Source organism: Roseovarius sp. BRH_c41 (assembly GCF_000961715.1).
Classification (GTDB): domain Bacteria; phylum Pseudomonadota; class Alphaproteobacteria; order Rhodobacterales; family Rhodobacteraceae; genus Roseovarius.
The window spans coordinates 71,564-91,401 of record NZ_LADY01000064.1; the positions used below are offsets into that span (position 1 = coordinate 71,564).

Sequence of the window (19,838 nt, forward strand, 5' to 3'; positions counted from 1 at the left end):
GATCCGGATCTGATATTGTTTGAACTTGGAGAATGCCATCTCAACGGGCCTGAGGTCTGGCCTCTAGGAGAGCAAGGGCAGTGACCAGCATTCTGTCCCCCGCGTTGTTTCTTCCACATCGGCGAAACTGTGTAGCGAGACTTTTTAGATTGACCAAGGTTTGGGGCGGGATGCTTTAGATCACGTCAATCACTATGATCGAAATATTGTCGGCCCCGCCGCCGTCAAGAGCGATCTGCTGCAGTGCGTCGGCAACCGTCTCTATCGGTTCGCGAGATAGGACGCGTTCCAGAGTGTCGAAGGTCGCGTATTTCGTGAGCCCGTCTGAACACAGCAAGAACCGGTCACCGGGCAGGATTTCGCCGCGAATCTTTTCAAGTTCGAGCGTATCACCGACGCCGACTGCACGGGTGATAGCGTTCGATTGCGGGTGCTTCTCGGCTTGGTCCCAAGTCATCTGCCCCGCCAGCACGAAAGCTGCAACCATGGAGTGATCAGTGGTCAACATCTCGATCCGCTTGTTTTGCAACCGATACAGGCGGCTGTCGCCCGCCCAGAAGGCCGCAAAGTGGTTATTCGCGATGGCCAGAGTCACGACTGTGGCCCCGATCGTTCCGCTGCCTCGGGCCTCTGCTTCTGCGCGGATCGCGTCATGGGCACCGTTGATCGCGTCGCGCAGGGCACGGATCAGCTCCTGTGATGGCAGGTCTGGGTTGATCATCGCAATTCGATCCACGACCACCTGCGAGGCAAAATCACCCGCGTCATGGCCGCCCATGCCATCCGATACGGCCCAGAGCAGCTGATCCGGCAAGGCCAAGATGCTGTCCTCGTTGACCTTGCGTTTGTGGCCGACGTGTGTGGTGGCGGAATAGCGGATGTGCGTCATGCAGATACCGCCAGCCCGCCGGGGTGCCAGAATGGCGCGGACAGGTCGAACAGTGCAGTCAATTCGGCACCTGCAGGCAGGCCGGGAATCGCCATCAGCCTGTGGTCACCGCCCAGACAGGTTGACCAGAACGCGCTGTCGCCGTGTCGACGGGAGATCACTTCGGCGGCGATGATCTCTGCAACGGGCAAGGCCGTCACATAGGGCGTCCCGCTAAGCGATTCGACGGCAGGCTCGATCAATGTGACGTTTTTCAGTGCCGCTATAAGGCTGTCGCGGCTAAAATCATCCTCCAACGCCGCCAGCGCGATGTCCTCCAGCGCCTCGAAAACGGTACAGTTTGCGAAATGAACCAAGGCTGTGGCCGAGGTGGCGTGGGCACAAGCCAAGGTCAGAGGATATTGCCGTCCCACCCGATCGACTGACGGCATCATGATACCCGAAACCGCGGTCGGGCCCACAACCTGAGGCGGTAGGGTAAACCGCCATATCCGTGCCGACATGTAGGCTGCATCCCAGCCTTGCCCCAGCTTGTCTCGGACTGAAACGATGCTGCGCTGAAGCCAATCGTCCCAAGGGCTGAGAAACGACACCGGAAGATCGAGCCGCAAAAAATCTCCCATGCTGGGGATCTTGCCGAAGGCGCCGAAGCCCTGCCCCATCAGAACGAGCTCGGGCAGCTGAATTGGCCGAGTGCCGGGAGGGCAAAGGGGTTCAGCACCGATCCAGACTGGAGCTGGAAAATCGAAATTCGCCCACCCACGTTAAAGATCACGCGGTTGCGGTCCGAAACGTTGGTACGCCTGATTTCCGCCGCGCTCAGCAGTCGAAACCAGGCCCAAGGACCGTCTCGAGTCATCGCATTGGACGTGTTGTTAACCACGGGCTGAAAGATCACCCGCGCCGACCCGACAGAGCCGGGCCAGGTGATCGCCACAGGCTTGGGCGCGTTATTGTGAGCAAAGACGATCTCTTGCCCGTCGATGTCCAGCGTAACCTCCTGCGCCGATGGATCCAGCGCTTCGGGTGTGATCTGGAACCTTACTGCGGGCTGGTCCCCTCCTGTGAAAAAGGCGTCGCGGATTTCGGTGGCATGTTGAAACTGCTGCAAAACGGCCTGGGAGATCCCCAGATCCGCATCGTTGACCTTTTTCCACGCCCAAGGTCGTGCGCGCGTGTCGACATATTCACGCAGGTTCTCGGTGAAAAAGCCGTCGATCATACCGTTCGGCGCAAAGAGCTTTGCAAAGTCGGCCATTGCAACGTCAGCCTTCGCCTGCCGGTCGAAAGGATAGCGTCCGCCAAGCGCCTGAGTACAGAAAGGCAGCACTTGCGACTGCCATTTGGCGTTGATCGATGCCCGGGTACCGTCGGCCGTGATCCCCGACGAACCGCTGGTTATCTGGGTCGACCAACGCTGGATCGGTCCCGGCAGACGATTGGCCAGTTCCTGGAACCGCACGATGGCTGTCGCGTCGCCCGTCGCCGCCCCGACACCGCCCGCGAAGCTGAGCTTGTTGAGCTCTTGGTACACTTCTGTCAGGCGTCCCGTCAGCTCCGACAGTTGAGAGGGCTGGCCGTTCTTGTCCTCAACCAGCTCATGCAGCCAACTAAACCTGTCCTCGACATAGGCGCCGGGTTGTTTGGGCGCAGGACCCTGCTCGGTCTGCACATTGCTGCGCAGCGCCTGCAGAAACAGTTGGCTGCGGCTAGACAGCGAAGATTGCAATTCGATCTCTCCAATTTCGGAGACCCCGGCGGCAAGACCATCGGTGCTGGCATTGCTGCGTTCTTCGGTCAGCTTGGTTTCGTCCGAGATCGCATTGAGAATGTTGACCAAGGGCGAGGTTGGCCCTGACAGGACGTTGGTGACTTCGACCGCGTGGCTTAGGCTTTCCATCGGGATGATGTCGATATCGCCGAGAATCTGGTCATACCGTGTGATATAGTCGTTGTAGTACAGATCAAGGACATCGCGGCTCATCGCGATCAGGGCCGCTTCCGATTGCTCGGTTTCGCCGCGAGGGCCAAGCACCCAGCTCTCGCTCTGAATGCGCTGAGCTACGCCAAGAGCTTCATCCAGAAAGACAGAATTGAATCCGTCGTAAGTGAATATTCCCTCCACCCCTTCATTGAGGGGTTTGCCCGAGGATCGCACGATCACCCGGCTGATTGCAGGCCCGCCTACATCGGTCAGCCGCCAGTCCGCCAGGTCCTTCGCGCGGGGTGAATTGATGATCCCATTATAGACTCTCTGCGCAAGCGGCATCTCCGACAGCAGCCCCTGGATTTGCTCGACCAGCGGACCGTTCAGGCTGATCGTGTCCATTGGGTTGTCAAGCAAAGCGGCAAGGTGCACGGTCAGGTCCCCACGAAGGGCTTCCCGGGCGGGACCTTCGAATGCGACAGACCAGTCAAGCGCCATCCATTCCTTGACCAGATCTTGGTTCATAGGACCTTGCTGGCCCAGCATCAGATAGATCTTGAGCACTTCGTAAAGGAAATCAGAGTTGTTCATGTTGGCCTGCATCTGGTCTTCGAGACGCAGGAGAAGGCGGGGCAGAAAATGTTCGTTCAGTGCGGCGCGATAGCTTTGCGCGGCCTGGTTGCCGATTATCTTGCCTTGATAGAGCCCATAGGTCAGCGCGCGCGGCGGGGCGGGATCCAGCACAGCAGGATTGGTGGGCATATCGCGCAGCACATTGAGCGCTGGTACGACGCTCACCAGATCGGAATCCTCGATTGGGCTGCCGGGGACTTGCGCCACGGCAGCGCGGTAGTCTTCGATCGATCTGCCGGTCTGCGCTAACAGCTCAGTATTGCCCAAATAACTCCGGATCCAGAGCGCGGACAAGCCGATGCCGCCTACAAGGGCGGCGGCGATTGCGGCGCGTTTGGTCCACCGATAGCGGCGTTCGACCTTGTCATCCGCCGACACCAGCCCCGCCTCAGGAAAAATGACACCCTCGAACAAGCGGGTCAGGAAAAAGCTGCGCCCCGTGCCGCGCCCTGTCCCGATGGCCTGTCGCCCGATTCCAAATGTCCGAGCCATTCCCATCATAAGCCGGTCGATCGGTGTGCCCTCTTGGGTTCCAGAAGTAAAATAGATGCCGCGAAGCAGATGCCGTTTTTCAAACCGGCTGTCCTGAAACACCTCCTCCAGGAACGACTTCGCGGTGGCCCGCACCGAGGCGACCTGTGACGTGAAGCTGGCGACCAGCGCGCGGCGCTGGTGGTCGGTCTCCTGTTGCATCCGCTCCAGCGACTGGGCGTTGAGCTGCGCTAGCAACTGACCAAACTCGTCGTCAAAAGCCGCGACAGGCGATACTTCGGCTTTTGTCCTTTTAGAAACGGGCAGAGTAAAGCCCCAGACCTGCTCACGTTCTTCCTTTCCGAGATCATCAAAGAATTCGGTGAAGCCAGCAATGAGGTCCGACTTGGTGAACAGAACATAAACCGGGAACCGCACGCCGAGCTTATCACGCAATTCGTGCAATCGTCGACGGATCGCAGCGGCGTGGCTTTTCTGGGTTTCCTCATCCTGAAGGCTGAGGTCCGCCAGGGAGATGGCGACGATCGCACCGTTTATAGGCTGACGCTTGCGATGTCTTTTCAGAAGCTTCAAGAAGCCGTTCCAGCCAGCGTTGTCCTCTTCTGCTGCGCTGTCCTGAGTCGTGTATCGCCCGGCGGTGTCAATCAGTACCGCATTATTGGTGAACCACCAGTCGCAATTCCGCGTCCCACCGACGCCGCCGATCGCCTGCTTGCCCAGTGTATCGGCCAGCGGAAACTGCAGCCCAGAGTTTACGATCGCCGTTGTCTTGCCCGCACCGGGCGGTCCGATCATAACGTACCAAGGGAGTTGATACAGTGACTTTCGCCCCAGCTTGGATTTGCGCAGGGCGGCGATCGCCTCTTTCAGTTTGCCTTTCAGCTCGCTCAACTCAGCTTTGACCAGTTCGTCATCCTCGTTCTCAACCTCGGCGGCGGACTCGACGATATCCTCTTCCATTTTGCGCGCCCGTCGCGACCGGCGCAGCAGGATGAGCAAAATGGTGAAAAGACCAAGGAAAACGATGATGCCAATTGTGATAAGTCGCGCGAACAGGGTCACGAAGGGTGCGGTTTCCCCAAAGCTCAGAATCGGCCCGAGAAACCAGATCATCAGGCTGAAGGCGAGGGACACCAAGACCACGATCGAAATGGCCGATCCCAGCAAATGGAACATGCGGCGGATAAAAATCATGTGGATTTCCTGATCAGGACAACTTCGATACGTCGGTTCTTGGCACGACCCTCCGAGGTGCCGTTATCGGCAATCGGATCCTTGTCGGCATGGCCTTCCGCCTTCAGGCGGGCCTTGTCGTCGATCTGCGTGGACAGGGTGCGCATTACACTTTCAGCGCGCGCCAGCGACAGGTGCATGTTGGTGGGAAAGCGCGACGACTTAATCGGGACATTGTCAGAATGGCCGACGATAATGATCGGTCCCTCTGCATCGTTCAGGGCGTTGGCGACGCGCGAAAGCGGCGTATCGAACGCCGGTTGCAACTGGTCCGAACCTGAGCCGAACATGCCCGAACCGGTCAGACGCACCGTGATCGTAGATTGGTCCTGAAACACTTCTACGATCCCTTCCCGGATTTCGGCCTCAAGAAAGCCCTTGACCCGTTCGATCTGTCCGTCGTTGGGCGGCGGTGGCGGCGGCGGCGGCGGGGCGCGGCGAAGCAGCTCTGCCACCTGCCCGGTATCGAGAACAGAAAGCTGGCCCAACACTCGATCGGTCGAGCGGTTGAGCAGCCAGCTCAGCGTCATGAAAGCGGCAGTCAGCAGGATCGCGACTGTCGCCGAGGTGATCCAGACCGGCTTCCACAACGACAGCACCTTGTGCGGTTGATCAATGCCCTTCCAGTGCGGGGACAGATCCTTTTCGATAACGCCACGCTGGCCCCGGATAATCCGGGCGAGTCCCGCGCGAATCTGAAGGTGCTTGTCTGATCCTTGCTGCTCGACCCGCAGACGCCCCTCGAACCCAAGAGCCAGACACATGTATAGGAATTCCAGCAGGTCGATGTTCTTGCCAGGTTCCTTTTCCAGCCGTGCGAGCAGGTCATAGAACCGGTCGCCGCCAACAGTCTCCTTGTGGAACGTGCCCACCATGGATTGCTGCGCCCAGATAGATTGTCCGCCCCAAGGCGTGTTCAGCACGACATCATCGAGCGTGGCACAAATCGCGTAGCGGGCAATCTTGACGTCCTGCGCATCAACCCCGTTTTGCAGTGCGCGGGCCTCGAACCCTCGCACTTCCGCCACTACAGAGCGGCGCAATTTTTCCGGGTCCATGTGCTGCGCGCGATTCCGGATGCGGCTGACGAGGCTGAAGAGCGTGGCAGCAGCGGCATTGATCCGGTTCATGCCGGTCATGCCTTGATCCATAGAGGGCTCGGTGTTGCCGCCTTTCGCCGTGGGGATGCCGGTAGCCTGACCGGTAGGGGCAGATCCCAGATCCGGCGTCGCTTGTAGCTGCGCCTGCGGGGTTACGGTAGCGGGCCGGCGCCCGCCGGGATTCGGTTTGATAACCGTACGGTCGGCATCATCCGGTTCTGCAAAGGGGTCGTTGTCAGACATGTCTCGGCGCTTCCCTTTTTGCGGTTATCCTTGCCGGATCGCCCATAGCTCCATGCTCAGCCCCGGGAAATCCCCTGATACATGAACTGCGATCCCGCCGGACGTTGACATCTTTCCCCAATGTGGGCTGTCACCATCCAGTTCAAAATACACCACTCCAGTGTGATAAGGAATCTGGCGCGGTGCCACCGGCAGCGGACGCAGCGGAATCCCCGGCAGCGCGGAATTCACTAACTGACGGATTTCCTCGACCGGGCCGATCTTTGCCTGGTTCTGGAAGTGTCGGCGGATGTTTTCGGCTGGGATGTCAGCCTTGACCGCAAGCACGAAACCGGCGGTCGACAGCAGTTTTCGGTCACTGATCACGCCGACACTGATGCCATATTTCCGAGGATCCAGTGGAATCGAGATCGCAGTCTGTTCCAGCACCGAGGACAGGTATTGCCGCAAGGCCTTGATCACTGGTCTGAAGGTGGCGGTCAGGTCGTCGTGCTTGTAGGCCGGAAATTTCGGAGTTGTCTTTTCCACGGCCATGAATGTCGCCAGCTCCCCGGCGAGGGCGAGGCAGGTCTCGTAAAGTCTTTCCGGGTGGAGGTTTTCAATCTGCGACATGTGGTGAATCACTGGCCGCATCCGGTTGACGCACATCAAGAGCAGGAAATCAGAAATCTCAGCCACGCCTTTCGTTCCGCCACCATCGCTGAGCCGTCCGGCAAGTGCGGTCGTCCGATGGCCCAATAAGCCGTCTAATTCGCGCACGAAATCGGCTAGTGGTCCCGCCGCGCGCAGGTCTAGACAGGACGGAATGAACGCCTTGTCGAGCACAATCTCCTGATCCGGCTTAACTTCGATGATCCTGGCAATTGGAATGCACAGCCGATCAGCAAGATCATCGACGGCCAAGGCGAACTGCAATCGCAGCTTTCCTACACCCATGGTCACAGCCTTTTTGCCGGTCGAGGTCACATCGGTAATCTCAAACTCTGCTGGGCGCAGCCGTGCCGCCGACAGTTCGGCGCCGGTCATATCGACCTCTTGCGCGCCTTGGCGGCGTTGCGGCACGGTCAGGTAGACCACACAATCCTTGATCGTATCGGGCACGTCCAGCGCCGGCGGGTGATCCTCGAAGGCAGGAGCGCGAAAGACAGTACCATCCTGGGTCAGCCCTGAACACGACTTGATCGCGAACTGGCCGACTTTCAGTACCTCTTCGTCGATATCTAGGTGGCTGAAGCCCCAAACATACGGCGAAACGCGCCGGGCGAGCCCCGACACGAGGCTTTCAGTATAGCGATCCGCCTGCTGAAAGTGATGCGGCTGCAAAAACAGCCCTTCGGTCCATAGTACCTTACTTTCCCAAGACATCAGACAGCGTTCCTTGTTGGTTCTTTGGTCATTTCAGTTTATCCAACTGTGCCTTGTAGGCGCGGGCGAACTCCTTGGCGAAAAGCTCGTGGAAATCGTTCTCCGCCTGATCCGATATCTCGGCATACATGCTTTCGTAAATCTCCCAATAACGGGCCTTGCGGCTTTTCAGCAGGTTGGAAAACCCGCCCGAAACGGCGATCTTTTCCTCAAGCACCTTGGGGTCGAGCCGCGCCAGAATACCCTTTAGCGCAGCTTCCATTCCGGTGATCATCGCCACTTCGTGCGCCTTGATGTCCTGCAAGGCCTGAGTAGTCGCCTCTGTTGCGTCGAGATATCCCTTGGACTTCGGCTTGACCAAAGCCTCGATCGCCTGTTCGGGGCTGATCGAGAACTTCAACGGGTTATTTCCGCCGGCCTGAATCATCGTTTGCTCAATGCGAAATTCAGACTTGATTGAGGTTCGCGTCATCAGGATCTCGCGTAGCCCTTCGATCATCAGGCGCAAGACGTGGCCCATGCGTGACAGGGTCGGCGTCAGGTCGGCATCCGACAGTTGCATCTCCTCGACACCGAGGGACTTGAAAAACGCCCGCGCTGCGACGCTATCGCTAGGCAAAGGCGCCGGGGTAGTGGCCGGTTTTGGAATTGGTGGCACGGGCACGGACGGTGCTGAATCGTCCCGCTGTAGAGGAGCGTCCGGCGGGGTTGCAAATGTGGGTCCGGTTGGTATGCCTACACCTTTGTCAGGTTCTTCCAGGCCGAAAGCGCCGGGCACGAAGACCGGTCCGTCGGCGGCAGCCCTGTCGTTCGGAGCTGCGAATGGGTCAGAGTCATCGCCCGCCACATAGGCCGGCTGGCCTGGTTCACCGCCCTTGTTCGAATACGGCACCAGAAAGTCGTCGTCCCAGTCGTCTGGGATCGCTGAAGTGCTCGTGCTATGTCGAGGTGCAGTGAAACTGTCCTGCGCAGAAGGGTTGTGCCACGCGGCACTCGCTCCCTGACCTGCATCGGGAGCGGACGCAGGTGGCAGGAGATCGTCGTCGCTCAGCGGTGGCAACAGGTCATTGCCGTCGTCTTCGTCACGATCAACGCTGCCGGGCCCGACCAAGCCGTCGCGACCGCCGAGCAGATCGTCGAGGAAATCGCCGCCGTCGCCGGGCGCATCGAGCAGATCGTCAGTGCTTGGTGCGCTGTCGGCTATGCCGTGCGACACGGGTCCATCCTGCAACGGATCTGCGATCTGGCTTTCCGATCCCGCAGTCACGATGTTAACCAGAATTTCATAGGGGCCGACCGACAGGATGTCGCCATCGTTCAAAGGCGTCGGCGTCGCGCCGAGCGGCAGCTTGCCGTAGTTTAGAAAGGTGCCGTTGGTCGAGATATCCACCACGACTAAATTGCCGTTGTGATCCTCGATTGCACAATGCCGCTTGGACAGCACCCGGTCAGGGTCCGGCAGCACCAGATCGTTCTCATCTCCCCGTCCGACGGTCAGGCTTGGTCCACGCATGGCAACGGGCTGTCCATTGCCGGGGATGCTGCCTGTCGACTGAAACTTCAGCAAAACCGCCATCTATCGGTTATCCTCCTGTGAAAACGGTGAACTCACCCAAGTTGACGACACCCCCCAGCGCGCACATGTCACCGATGCGGATCGCTGGAAGCTTTTGAATGAGAACGGTCATTGACCCCTTAGCCAGCGGATGCGGCGACGGCACGGGTCCCGCCGGCGTGGCCGTTGCGCCCATCACCATGTCGGTAACTCGCGCTGCGGGCCGTTTGGCGACAAGCACGGTCAGCGCGCAGACCGGCATGATCGGCATTGGAGACCCCAGCGTGCAAACACCGATATGCGTATCACCGACACGGGCCTGTGGGGGTCCAGGCATCAGTCGCCTCCTTCCAGTGAAACGGGTTCAGGGGGCGGCGGCTCAGTGATCTTATCGATCCTGCCATTTCCGCCGCGGGCCACGTTGACCGCTCGGTCAATAATGAGCTGCAATTGCAACAGCGGGATCTTGGCGGTGCCAAGCGTCGTCATGTTCATGCCAAGGGCACAGGCCGCAACCGCCCCCGGTGGGGCTGCCATTTTTGACAGATCGCCAATGCCCAGGCTGCCCCCGGCGTAAAGCGCGGCGGTAGCGACCAGCACAGTGTCGTCATCCGGATCGGCTGTATCGAGTGCAATCTGCACCTTCTCGCGGTTGGCATCATTTGGCTCAAACACCCATGCCTCCGACGCTTTGAGGCTAGGCGTCCCGGGGTTGTCACCGCAGATATCGCGCGCAGCAAGACAAGCCCACCAGACCGCCTCGCGGTCCGGCAGGGCCGCAGACAGCATCCGCAAAACGCAGACCCAAGCCTTTTGCGCTCCCAGCTCTTCCAAAACAGCCTCGACCGGGGCACTGGCGGGTGTCTTGAGCTTTGTATCCAGCTTGATGCGCTTTGCGGCGAGCAGACGCATCGCGGGCTCACGCGGCACTTTCTTAAGATCTGAAAACCGTTTTTTCATGAACGTGCCCTCAATTGATCATCGTGATCCCGCCCTTAAGGACAAGCAGGCCGTCCCCTTTGACGGTCGTCATGGGCGCCTTGGCTTCCATCATAGCGGTGCCCTCGATCTTTATAATCATGCCCTTTATGGTCACGCCGGTCTGATCGATCTTGATTGAGCTGCTGCCGACTTTCAATTCGATTTCCTGCATCGCCTCTTCCTTGATCGACCCCAGCGCGGTCTTGAGGCTGTAGTTTCCCATGCTTACCGTGACTGCCTCGTTGCCCTTGGCCACCTTTCGGGTAAGATTGCCGGTGTCGACGTTCTGCACAAAATTTCCGGTCTTGACCTGCTGCTTGGTGTCGCCAGTGATCGTTTGCGTCGCCTTGCCCTCGATCGTCTCGGTATGGTCGGTTTTGATAAAGACCTCCTGGTTTCCCGTCTCGACCTTGAACACGTGATCGCCAGTCTTGATGGTTTCGGTCTTGTTGCGGTGAATCGTCTGCGTTAGGTCGCCATCATCCTTATGCTCCAACCCGATTGTCACCGTAGCGTTGTTCTTGATCGTCTGTATATAGTCTCTCTCGGACTGGAAACGGACGAATTCCGCTTCTTTCTTGTCATCAAAGATCAGCTCATTGAAGGTTTGAGCGCTGCCATCTTTGGTCGAGCGCGTAACGATCCCGCTCTGCGTCTCATTGGCCGGCAGTTCGTAGGGAGGCATTGTATCCGCATTGTACAACATTCCGGTGCAGATCGGCCTGTCAGGGTCGCCTTCTTCAAATTGGATCGCGACCTCCTGCCCGATCCGAGGGATAGAGATCATGCCCCAGTTCTTGCCTGTCCAAGGCATAACGCAGCGCACCCAGCACGTGGTGTTCTCGTCCTTCTTGCCCGCCCTGTCCCAATGGAACTGCACCTTTATGCGTCCATACTTGTCCGTATAGATTTCCTCGCCCGCGGGGCCGGTCACGACTGCGGTCTGCAACCCCGGAATGCGCGGCCAACGGGTTTCTTGCGGCGCGCGAAACGGCTCTGATTTGGGGATGACATCAAAGGTGATCCTGTAGGTGTCCTTGTTGTCCTCGTCGACCGGGATCGTAGTGTTGAACAATGGTTTCTTGGTTTCCTGATCCTCATAGTCGGTTTCGATCTGCAACCGATGCTCTGCTCGGACCACAAGATATTCGATATTGACGCTCGTGCGTGTATGGCCCTTGAGCCTGAAGGTTTGACCGGCGCCCAGCGTCCGAACGTTGCCCGCCCCGCGCGCCAATTTATGCTGGACCGCCTCGGCCTGCATCCGGACCTTGGCAAAATTGGCGGGCTGATTGCCCAGACGCATATGCCCGGGATAGCGGTAGTGTTCGTATTTCTTGTGCGAGTGCTTACCTTTTTCAATTGAAGAGACCGCCTGCAATTCGGCGCGCGGTTTTTCAAAATCGTAGTCCTTCAGGGTTACTTTGCCAGTCACGACGCTGGTGTTGTGCGCCCAGTCGAAGATGTGATCGGATTTCCGACGGTACTCGGACTCCTTGAAATAGAAATCTAGGTCTGGCCCTGTGGTATTGGGCTTATGCGCCGCGATGCCGTCGGCCAGCACCATTTTCAGCTCTTTGTTCCCTTGCCCAGCCTGTACAAAGAAATAATAGATCCCTTCTTCTTCCATCAACCGGCTGATGAAGTCGAAATCGGTTTCATGATACTGCACGCAGTAGATGCGTTTGTCGTAGGTCTCTGTCAGTTTATTGATCTGCCCGGTGAAACCATACTCGTCCAGAACGAGTTTGATGATTTCGGGCACAGTCTTGTCCTGAAAAATCCGGCTTTCGTAGGTTCGATCCAGGAACCATAGCCACGGCCGCACTTCCGCCACGAAATGCATCATGCCTTGGTACACGCCGACATATTCAACCGCTGTGCACGTGCCGGTGAAATACCGGCTCTCGTCCTTGTCGTCCTTCAGCCCAAGATGAATCGTCTTACCCAGCATTTCCTGCAGATCAAGCTCAACGTTGGAGGACACAAATTCAACTGTCGTCTCCGTAAGAAAGCTCAGCCCCTCGATCACCCGCGCGTTCTTGAGGTTGACCGGTTTGCAGGTATAGTCCCCCTCCATCCAGACAAGCCGGTTTTCAAGATCGATCTCTGTATTTGCCATGTGATCAGTCCCTGGCCCAAAGTGGGGCGCTATGCTTCTGTTTCTATCAGACTTCTGGTTTCACGCAGTCGGTTGATGATGCCCGGGTGAATGCCCCACAACGCGCCAAGGTTGAAATGGTCGCCCAGCAGACGTTTCGACTCAAAGACGTCCTCAAAATAAACGCAGAGTATAGGCTTGGGAAACTCACCATCTGCGAGCAGGATCTGGTCCAGATACGTATCGCCCTTCAACAGGTAATACGACTTTCGCGCGATCGCTACGATAATGATCGGCGGCTCTTCGGGTTCGGGTGGCCCAATCAACGCATTCATCATAATCCCTCCAGCATGGCGGCGAGCTCCGGATCCATATCGCCGTCATTGCCTGTGTCGTCCCCAGCGTCAGCTCCGATATGGTCGAATCCCGCAAGTAAATCGTCAAGCGACGAATCTTCAGACTCCTCTAAAACCGGCAGTTCCATTTCTATATCCGCTGCCGGTGCATCCGGAGCGGCGCGCGGTGCCGGTGTCGCTCCCGACCAAGGGCCCGAGATCTCTTCACCGTCGAGCGCGCGGAACGACCCAAGCCTGATTTCGTCGCGGCCCTTGACCCAGATCACAGGAATGAAGCCCCGAGCCAAGGTGTGCTGCGCCAGATCAGTCGTCAGGTTCCGTTCGGTACAGGGAAGCGCCACCTGGTCGCCAAACCGATCCGTGACGAAATGAAACGGAATGTCCCCCAGCGACATGACACTGCCCAAATCCATCGCTGCACCGTCTTTCTTGTACGTCGCAGCCAACAGAATGGCCACCAAAACCGCCGGGTTCGCCCACAACATGCCTTTCAGCCCCTCAACCTGGCTGAATTCTTCAAACGCAAAGGAGTCGATGGGTTCTGTTTTCGCACCATAGGGTCGGCGCAAAAGAAAACGTGGCGACGCTAGCCCCAGATAGGCAGCCTCACGACGCGCACGCAGATTGTCCCAAGCCTTCGCCACCAGGGGGTGGCGGTCCTGCTTTTCCACATCCAGATAGGCGGGGGTCACGGCGGTAAAAAATGGTGCGTCCACATGGGCTGCGACCTGGCCGATCCGGGCCAGCAACTCCGCATGCGGCGGCGTTTCTTCGAAGGTGTAAAGCCCGAACAGCGCCGAAAACCCGCCAGCGCCTTCTTCGGGATCCAACACGTCTGTAAGCAGCCGGAAGATACCGCTTTCTGCCAGATCCTCTGACGCCGCGAGATCGGCGGCAAGCTCTTCGGCTGAGACATCATAGAGAACGATCTGCAGGTCGCTGTTCGTCTCGATCCGTCGCGCCAGCAGGTCGAGTGAACGCCACTGCGCCTCCACCGCCTGAAAATCCGGATGGTGCAGAACAAGCCGCATCGCCGTGCTGAGCGCCTGATCCACTGCGTCTGCAAGCGCCCCGGCCCCGGCATCGGGTGCCTTGACGACATGCGGGCCTACAATCTGTGCGATCAGGTCATCCGCCGGTCCCGTCTTGGACAACCTGCCGGACGTGTCGCCGATCAGCGACTGGAAATCGCTCAGCTTCATATGCGCCGGGATCGATGTGGCCCCGGACCGCTTGGGCAGACGGATCGGCGTGCCATAAGCCTCGGCCCAGTCCTTGAGCCGCTGCGCCGCTTTCTCGACCATGGAGCCCATGCCAAGCTGCTGGCGGAGCCCAGAAATCTCGCCGAAAATCCCGAGCTTCTCGTAAATTGCATCCGGGTGCAGATCATCTATCTCGGACAGTTCTACCGAGACACTGCCGCCATTCTTACCGATGGGTAGGGTCAGAGTAGTGGCAAAGCCTTCGATCACCTCGTCCAGCGTATCGACATCCAGAATGACGGGCTGGCGCGCGGCCATCGCATCGCCGGTTTCGATAGCACCGCGTGCCGCACGACCGGTAAAGTCGCCGAAGAAGGCCATCCTGAACCCGTTCCGGTTCAACGCATCGCGTTCGGGCCGCGCGGCGCTAATGGTGCCGAACGGCGACTGCGGCGGCGGGCTATCCGCAGTAGCATTGCCTAGGTCTGTCCGGGGATGATCCCCCGCATCCCCATCCAGATCGGCCAACATGGCGTCCAGATTGTCCAGCTCGTTATCTGCGACCGTCGGATGAGTTTCTGCTACAGCTGAGACGTCCAGATCGTCGAGCAAATCGTCCAGAATGTCCGACACCTCATCTGCGGTCCCATCCAGTTCCGGTTCCGCAGCTTCCATCCCAGCCGACAGACCATCAAGATCGTCAACCGTTGGCTCGTCCTCGGCACCTGCCTCAGCCTGCGTCAGAAAGCCTTCTAGGTCATCGGTCTTGGTGGCCATTGTTTCCGCATTGGCGGGGCCTTCCAGATCGGCTAGGAGGTCCGCAAAATCGTCCGGTACGTCGGTATCAATCCGATCCGGCTCTGGCGTCTCCATATCTGCCAGCAAAACGCCAAGGCCGTCGGGTGTGGCGGGGACCGAAGCCTCGCCCGAAGAGTCGCCAAAGTCGGAAAGCAAAGCGTCGAAGTCATCCAGATCTTGCACTTGCGCGTCCATGTTTTCGGCAACTGACTGAGGCTCCGCCAGCAACGCATCCAGATCGATGTTGTCGGTGGGCGGCGTCGCCTCCACGGCCGAGCTCTCCAGAACGGCCAACATATCATCAAGATCGTCCAAGGCCGTTGCAGGGTCCGCCATGTCGGTCGCGGCAGGTATGTCATCGGGTGACAGCTCATTGGGGGCGGGAACCGTGTTGTCGTGAAGGCCCGCGAGAATGTCCTTCGTGTCCTCTTGGACCTCGGTTTCGGGGGTCGCCCTGATCCCTGAAAGTACCGCATCGGACGACGCCGTCGACACCTCAGCGATTTCGGGCAGTTCAAGCGCATCGAGTATGTCGTCGATCGCATCCGCCTGTGCTGCCGATGCGACGGAGGCGATCCCAGACAGCACGTTACCAGTGTCGTTTTCTGCGGTCTCAGGCTCTACTACGGGTTCTATACCCGAGAAGATACTGTCGAGATCGTCTTCCGGCGCAATCTCAGCCACCCGGTCGATGGCAGAAAGCACGTCCGCAGCACTGTCTTCTCCAACCTCTTCAGCGTCAGCTACGGGCGTAAGGCCCGACAAGACGGCAACGGTCTGGGACTCCGGTTCCGTCTCCGGCACGCGGGCGATGGCGTACAGAATATCGTTGCTGGTCGCTCGCGGCGGCGGTGCATCTTCCGCGTACTCTGCAAGGGCCGATAACACGTCTGCCGTCGAATCCAGATCCTCCGGCGTTTCGATCCGAGTAATGCCGGACAAAACATCGCCGGCAGTGTCCGTCTCAGGCGTTTGTATCATCTCAGCCACACGCAATCCGGTCAAGGCTGCCGATACGTCGTCCTGCTCTTCCGGCTCGGGCGCAGGCCCTAGGGAGTTGAGCGCATCCGCCACGGATGTGTCCGGCGGTGCATCGACCGGGGCCTGCGCCGCCAAATTCGCTAGGGTGTCGTCAGTGGTGTCTTCCGGTCCATCCAATGCAGAAATCGGCGCGCGCAGCGACTCAAGCGCCGCCTGCCTGTCATCCGACGATGTCCCGGTGCCAGTCAGCGCCTGCAACAGACCTGGCTGCGCGAGCAGCTGCTCGATCAGCGCCTCGGCACCGGCCTTGCCGTCCATATAGGCCATCAGATCTGTCAGCTGCCTACGCGCCTCCAGCAGCGGGCGAAGCGGATCGAACTGTTCGGCAATTCCTTGCGGCGTGAAATCGGACATCTTTTTGAAAGTCAGATCGACCGCGAGCGATCCCTCACCGGTTAGGCTGTTCGGCACGCTAAATTGCGCCCTGGGTGCCATCGCCCGCATCCGGTCATCGAAATTGTCGACGTCGATTTCAAGAAAGCTGCGATCAGCCACGGGAGGTTGCTCCGACGTGCCCGACAGATCCGACAGCACGCCCATCACAAAAGGAAGTTGTATCTTCTTCTCGGCACCGTAGAGTTCCACGTCATATTCGATCTGCACGCGCGGTGCGCGGTTGCGTGCGATATATTTTTGACTGTCGCTCATTCCTCACCTCCACGCGCCTTGCGCAGTTCATCCCGCAACGCTCGGATTTCCTCGTGCAAAGCGTTCACCTGCTCGCCGACTTGATCGGTCTCTTTGCGCACCAGAGTGCGCAGCGTCTCGAACTCCGCCTCGGTCTCCTCTTCCACCGCTGATTGCATTGTGTTGACCAGCAGACCGATAAACAGATTGAGGACTGAAAAAGCGGTAATCACGATAAAGGGCACAAAAAAGGCCCAAGCCATCGGATAAACCTCCATTACCGGTCGAACAATTCCCATCGACCAGCTTTCCAGAGTCATGATTTGGAATAGAGAGTACAGACTTCGCCCTAGCGTACCAAACCATTCGTCAAACGAGTTGCCGTACATGATCGTCGCCATCACAGCAAAGACGTAGAACACGATCGAGATCATGATGATGACCGCACCCATGCCTGGCAGCGCATCCAACAAAGCCTGAACCACCGCGCGCATCTGCGGAATCACCGACAACAGGCGCATCGCGCGGATCACCCGCAGCCCACGCAGCGCCGACATGCTGTCGGTCTGCGGCAATAGTCCGATGCTCACCACGCAGAAATCAAAGATGTTCCACGAATTTCGAAAGAACTTCAGCCCGTAGGCATAGAGCTTGATCAGCAATTCCAACACGAAGATGACCAGCACCACCCTGTCAATCGTATACAGAAAATCACCGATATGGGCCTGCATATAGTCCGATGTGCTCAGGCCCAGAGTGATGGCGTTAAAGATGATGACGCCCATGATGAAAGTCTGCACCGAGGGCCGCTCGACGAACCTGCGCAATCGGGCGCGGAAGTAGGGATCCCGCTCCTTGCCCAAAGTCGTTCCATCACCTGTCCCCTCGGCGGCGCCGGGCACCTCAGACTGCTCATGGATCGACGCGTCGCTCGACATTACTTTACCTTTCTAGCCGCTTCGTTGAATTTCTTGCTGACAATCTTGACCGACTTTACCGCATCAGCCACCGCCTTGTCCTTGTTCTTATGCTCGTTGCCGAAACGCGTCGCCCAGTTCTTGGCCGCAGAACCAGTCGATTTTCCGCCCTTGACGAACGCAATCGTCTCGTCAAGGGCCTTCTCGTAGGTGTCGATAGTGCCTGACAACTTGACCAGCGACGCATTAACCTTGCCCGACTTCGAGATCATCTTACCGATGTCCTGCAACGCCGGATCGGCTTTGGTGTCGGTCGCCATCTTCGCACCCTTGGTCAGCAGGAAATTGGCCACGTCCTTGGTGGACTTGGCAGTGCCGTCGTACTCCTTCCTGACTTTGTCCAGAGTTGCGGCGGACTTCTTGAACGCCTCTTGCGCTGCCTCATCGCCTGACTTCTCAATCTCCACGCCAAGCGTGTAGACGGCTTTCACTACCTGGCTGGTCAGTTTCGAGAACATGCCAGACGTATCGAGCGTATCGAATTTCTTCAGCGCTTCCTTGCCCGCAGCCAGTGCATTCTTGTTGTCACCCTTGTCGCTCTCGACTTCGTCCAGCGCGACCGAAACCTTGTCCTCTATCTGACCGGATATTTTCTTGAACAGCTTTTTTACCTGCGCCTCGGCATCATCGAGCGCCTTCTTCTCGTCTGGCGTCTCGTCCTTGTCGTTGCGCTGGAATTTGGCCTTTTTGCGCTCTTTGGGTCGGGCATTCAGGATATCCTTTTCCAACGTCCCCAGAACGGTCGCGAAAAGTGACAGTTCATAGCGGGCGACGGCATAGATACCGTCCTCGATCACTTTCTTCTTCCACTTTCGCGGATCAAGCTCCATCGTCCGCTTGAAAGTCAGATCGGTCACCGCACTCTCGGCGCCGGGCCGCGCCCGAAACCAGCCAGGGGGCTTCTTGGTCTTAGTCTCTCCGAACGGATTGATCTTGCGCTCGACGCTGATCTTGGTCTTTCCAACATCTGCCATTGTGTTCACATCCTCTTTGTAGGGGTTTGCCTAATTGGGCAGAACCACAAATCAGCCCACCTGCCCGCTCAGGCCACGTCGAAGAAAGTGCCGTCGATGGCCTTACTGCTGATCTTGTCAAAGGCATAACCACCCACCGCGCCACCCAAGCCCATGCCCAGATCCTTGGCCGTCGTCGCGACCGAATTTCCATCAATGGGGGCTAGGGCCAGCGAGGCGAACTTGAGCCCCTCACGAAACACTTTAAGCGCCTTTGGGTCCTTCATCGACAGTTGCTTGACCCTGATCTTGAGCGTTTTGACCGGCACCTTCCACTTGACCGTTTCGGCATACATCTTCTGCACATCGCCGATCGCATCCGTGACTTTAGCGTAATTGGCCCCCAGCGCATCATCGAGCTGTTTTTCGATCACCTTGCGCTGCGCAGTCTTGTTGGGTGCGGGGTGGCTCTTCAACCGATTGTCCACATCTCGCATGAACTCTTTTTTCATCTTGTCCTGTTGCGCGAGGATTTTGTTGAGCACCTTGCTCAGCTCATGCACCTTGACCACGATCTGCGCATATTTGGCGCTCAGCGTGTCAGCAGCCCCTTCAGTGGACTTGATCGTGGGCTGCGATATGCCGACAAATTCGCTAAAGACCGCGCCTGATATCTCGTTCGCCGCATAAACCCCAGACTTCTTCGCTGCCGTTTCCACGACCTTGAGGTTCAGCTCGACCACCTTCTTGGCGGCATCAATGGAAATTGCAATCTTGCCGATCTCGGTCGCCAGAGTGACGCCGGACTTCACGAAACCGATGATGCCCAATGCGGCTCCGGCCCCACCCGAGAACGGCGAGGTCGCCATCGCCGCAATCGACACCGCTAGCCCCGCAAGTGTGCCCACGATGGTGGTGGCGATCTTGATTCTGAACTTCGACCATTCCTTCCTTTTCTTCTGCAGGCTGGCCCAAGCCTTCGCGACCTGGATCTCCGCCGCTTTCTCGGCCACCTTGACGTCGTTCTTTATCGCATTGTTCAACCCGTCGAGCTGCTTTTTCAGATCGGACTTGCTTGCCCCCTTGGAGACCATCTCAAGGAAACCCTTGTCGAACACCTTGCATTTCTGTTCGATCGTCTTGACGGTCTGGTCGTAGACCTCCATCGCCGCATTCTGGAATTCTTGGATCAACAGCGGGTCCTTCTCCGCCCCCTTCTCCATCTTCTTGTCCAACTCGACCACTACCTTGAAGCTAAGCGCAGGGGGTTTTACCATCCTTAGCCCCGAGACATTGATCTCGACGTTCTTCTTATCCATCACTGTATGCTTGGTCATGAGCCGTCCTCCATGCTCACTGCGTCCT

General features: G+C 58.2%; 14 protein-coding genes. All 14 read right to left on the reverse strand.

Translation table 11 applies throughout. The features are described from left to right. Positions 1-175: 175 nt before the first annotated feature. Positions 176-889, reverse strand: a complete 714-nt coding sequence (locus tag VR71_RS20480) for a protein phosphatase 2C domain-containing protein (RefSeq protein WP_045686357.1) — start codon at positions 887-889, stop codon at positions 176-178. Beyond that, positions 886-1,551 carry a type VI secretion system-associated protein TagF gene (gene tagF / locus VR71_RS20485; protein ID WP_045686358.1) on the reverse strand — a complete coding sequence of 222 codons (666 nt, stop codon included), beginning with the start codon at positions 1,549-1,551 and terminating at the stop codon, positions 886-888. The genes VR71_RS20480 and tagF overlap by 4 nt, the downstream gene beginning before the upstream one ends. After that, a complete protein-coding gene (tssM, locus tag VR71_RS20490) occupies positions 1,551-5,135 on the reverse strand; it encodes a type VI secretion system membrane subunit TssM (RefSeq protein WP_045686359.1) in 3,585 nt (1,194 codons plus the stop codon). Before tssM ends, tagF begins: the two co-directional genes overlap by 1 nt. Beyond that, positions 5,132-6,517 (reverse strand): type IVB secretion system protein IcmH/DotU, encoded by a 1,386-nt coding sequence (gene icmH / locus VR71_RS20495; protein ID WP_045686360.1) that lies wholly within the window; start codon positions 6,515-6,517, stop codon positions 5,132-5,134. Before icmH ends, tssM begins: the two co-directional genes overlap by 4 nt. Positions 6,518-6,541: 24 nt before the next feature. Further along, complete coding sequence (gene tssK / locus VR71_RS20500; RefSeq protein WP_009815948.1) at positions 6,542-7,882, reverse strand: type VI secretion system baseplate subunit TssK; 1,341 nt, start codon at positions 7,880-7,882, stop codon at positions 6,542-6,544. Positions 7,883-7,910: 28 nt separating this feature from the next. After that, positions 7,911-9,458: a type VI secretion system-associated FHA domain protein TagH gene (gene tagH / locus VR71_RS20505; RefSeq protein WP_045686361.1), complete on the reverse strand. Its 1,548-nt coding sequence runs from the start codon at positions 9,456-9,458 to the stop codon at positions 7,911-7,913. Between the two features lie 7 nt (positions 9,459-9,465). Next, positions 9,466-9,774 carry a PAAR domain-containing protein gene (locus VR71_RS20510; RefSeq protein ID WP_157046506.1) on the reverse strand — a complete coding sequence of 103 codons (309 nt, stop codon included), beginning with the start codon at positions 9,772-9,774 and terminating at the stop codon, positions 9,466-9,468. Then, a complete protein-coding gene (locus tag VR71_RS20515; RefSeq protein WP_009815951.1) occupies positions 9,774-10,397 on the reverse strand; it encodes a hypothetical protein in 624 nt (207 codons plus the stop codon). Before VR71_RS20515 ends, VR71_RS20510 begins: the two co-directional genes overlap by 1 nt. 10 nt (positions 10,398-10,407) lie before the next feature. Then, on the reverse strand, positions 10,408-12,540 hold the full coding sequence (locus tag VR71_RS20520; protein ID WP_045686362.1) for a type VI secretion system Vgr family protein: 2,133 nt from the start codon (positions 12,538-12,540) through the stop codon (positions 10,408-10,410). A gap of 29 nt (positions 12,541-12,569) precedes the next feature. Continuing rightward, positions 12,570-12,854: a hypothetical protein gene (locus VR71_RS20525; RefSeq protein ID WP_045686363.1), complete on the reverse strand. Its 285-nt coding sequence runs from the start codon at positions 12,852-12,854 to the stop codon at positions 12,570-12,572. Then, complete coding sequence (gene tssB / locus VR71_RS25605) at positions 12,854-16,564, reverse strand: type VI secretion system contractile sheath small subunit (RefSeq protein WP_045686364.1); 3,711 nt, start codon at positions 16,562-16,564, stop codon at positions 12,854-12,856. Before tssB ends, VR71_RS20525 begins: the two co-directional genes overlap by 1 nt. Then, on the reverse strand, positions 16,561-17,481 hold the full coding sequence (locus tag VR71_RS20535) for an ion transporter (protein ID WP_296430677.1): 921 nt from the start codon (positions 17,479-17,481) through the stop codon (positions 16,561-16,563). The genes tssB and VR71_RS20535 overlap by 4 nt, the downstream gene beginning before the upstream one ends. Next, positions 17,481-18,494: a hypothetical protein gene (locus VR71_RS20540; RefSeq protein ID WP_045686365.1), complete on the reverse strand. Its 1,014-nt coding sequence runs from the start codon at positions 18,492-18,494 to the stop codon at positions 17,481-17,483. The genes VR71_RS20535 and VR71_RS20540 overlap by 1 nt, the downstream gene beginning before the upstream one ends. Before the next feature lie 68 nt (positions 18,495-18,562). Further along, positions 18,563-19,810 carry a hypothetical protein gene (locus tag VR71_RS20545; protein ID WP_045686366.1) on the reverse strand — a complete coding sequence of 416 codons (1,248 nt, stop codon included), beginning with the start codon at positions 19,808-19,810 and terminating at the stop codon, positions 18,563-18,565. Positions 19,811-19,838 lie beyond the last annotated feature (28 nt).

What these genes read in the sequence shown, in the direction of transcription:
- VR71_RS20480 (WP_045686357.1), bottom strand. Translation starts at nt 889, where the DNA reads ATGACGCACATCCGCTATTCCGCCACCACACACGTCGGCCACAAACGC.
- tagF (WP_045686358.1), bottom strand. Translation starts at nt 1,551, where the DNA reads ATGGGGCAGGGCTTCGGCGCCTTCGGCAAGATCCCCAGCATGGGAGAT.
- tssM (WP_045686359.1), bottom strand. Translation starts at nt 5,135, where the DNA reads ATGATTTTTATCCGCCGCATGTTCCATTTGCTGGGATCGGCCATTTCG.
- icmH (WP_045686360.1), bottom strand. Translation starts at nt 6,517, where the DNA reads ATGTCTGACAACGACCCCTTTGCAGAACCGGATGATGCCGACCGTACG.
- tssK (WP_009815948.1), bottom strand. Translation starts at nt 7,882, where the DNA reads ATGTCTTGGGAAAGTAAGGTACTATGGACCGAAGGGCTGTTTTTGCAG.
- tagH (WP_045686361.1), bottom strand. Translation starts at nt 9,458, where the DNA reads ATGGCGGTTTTGCTGAAGTTTCAGTCGACAGGCAGCATCCCCGGCAAT.
- VR71_RS20510 (WP_157046506.1), bottom strand. Translation starts at nt 9,774, where the DNA reads ATGCCTGGACCCCCACAGGCCCGTGTCGGTGATACGCATATCGGTGTT.
- VR71_RS20515 (WP_009815951.1), bottom strand. Translation starts at nt 10,397, where the DNA reads ATGAAAAAACGGTTTTCAGATCTTAAGAAAGTGCCGCGTGAGCCCGCG.
- VR71_RS20520 (WP_045686362.1), bottom strand. Translation starts at nt 12,540, where the DNA reads ATGGCAAATACAGAGATCGATCTTGAAAACCGGCTTGTCTGGATGGAG.
- VR71_RS20525 (WP_045686363.1), bottom strand. Translation starts at nt 12,854, where the DNA reads ATGAATGCGTTGATTGGGCCACCCGAACCCGAAGAGCCGCCGATCATT.
- tssB (WP_045686364.1), bottom strand. Translation starts at nt 16,564, where the DNA reads ATGAGCGACAGTCAAAAATATATCGCACGCAACCGCGCACCGCGCGTG.
- VR71_RS20535 (WP_296430677.1), bottom strand. Translation starts at nt 17,481, where the DNA reads ATGTCGAGCGACGCGTCGATCCATGAGCAGTCTGAGGTGCCCGGCGCC.
- VR71_RS20540 (WP_045686365.1), bottom strand. Translation starts at nt 18,494, where the DNA reads ATGGCAGATGTTGGAAAGACCAAGATCAGCGTCGAGCGCAAGATCAAT.
- VR71_RS20545 (WP_045686366.1), bottom strand. Translation starts at nt 19,810, where the DNA reads ATGACCAAGCATACAGTGATGGATAAGAAGAACGTCGAGATCAATGTC.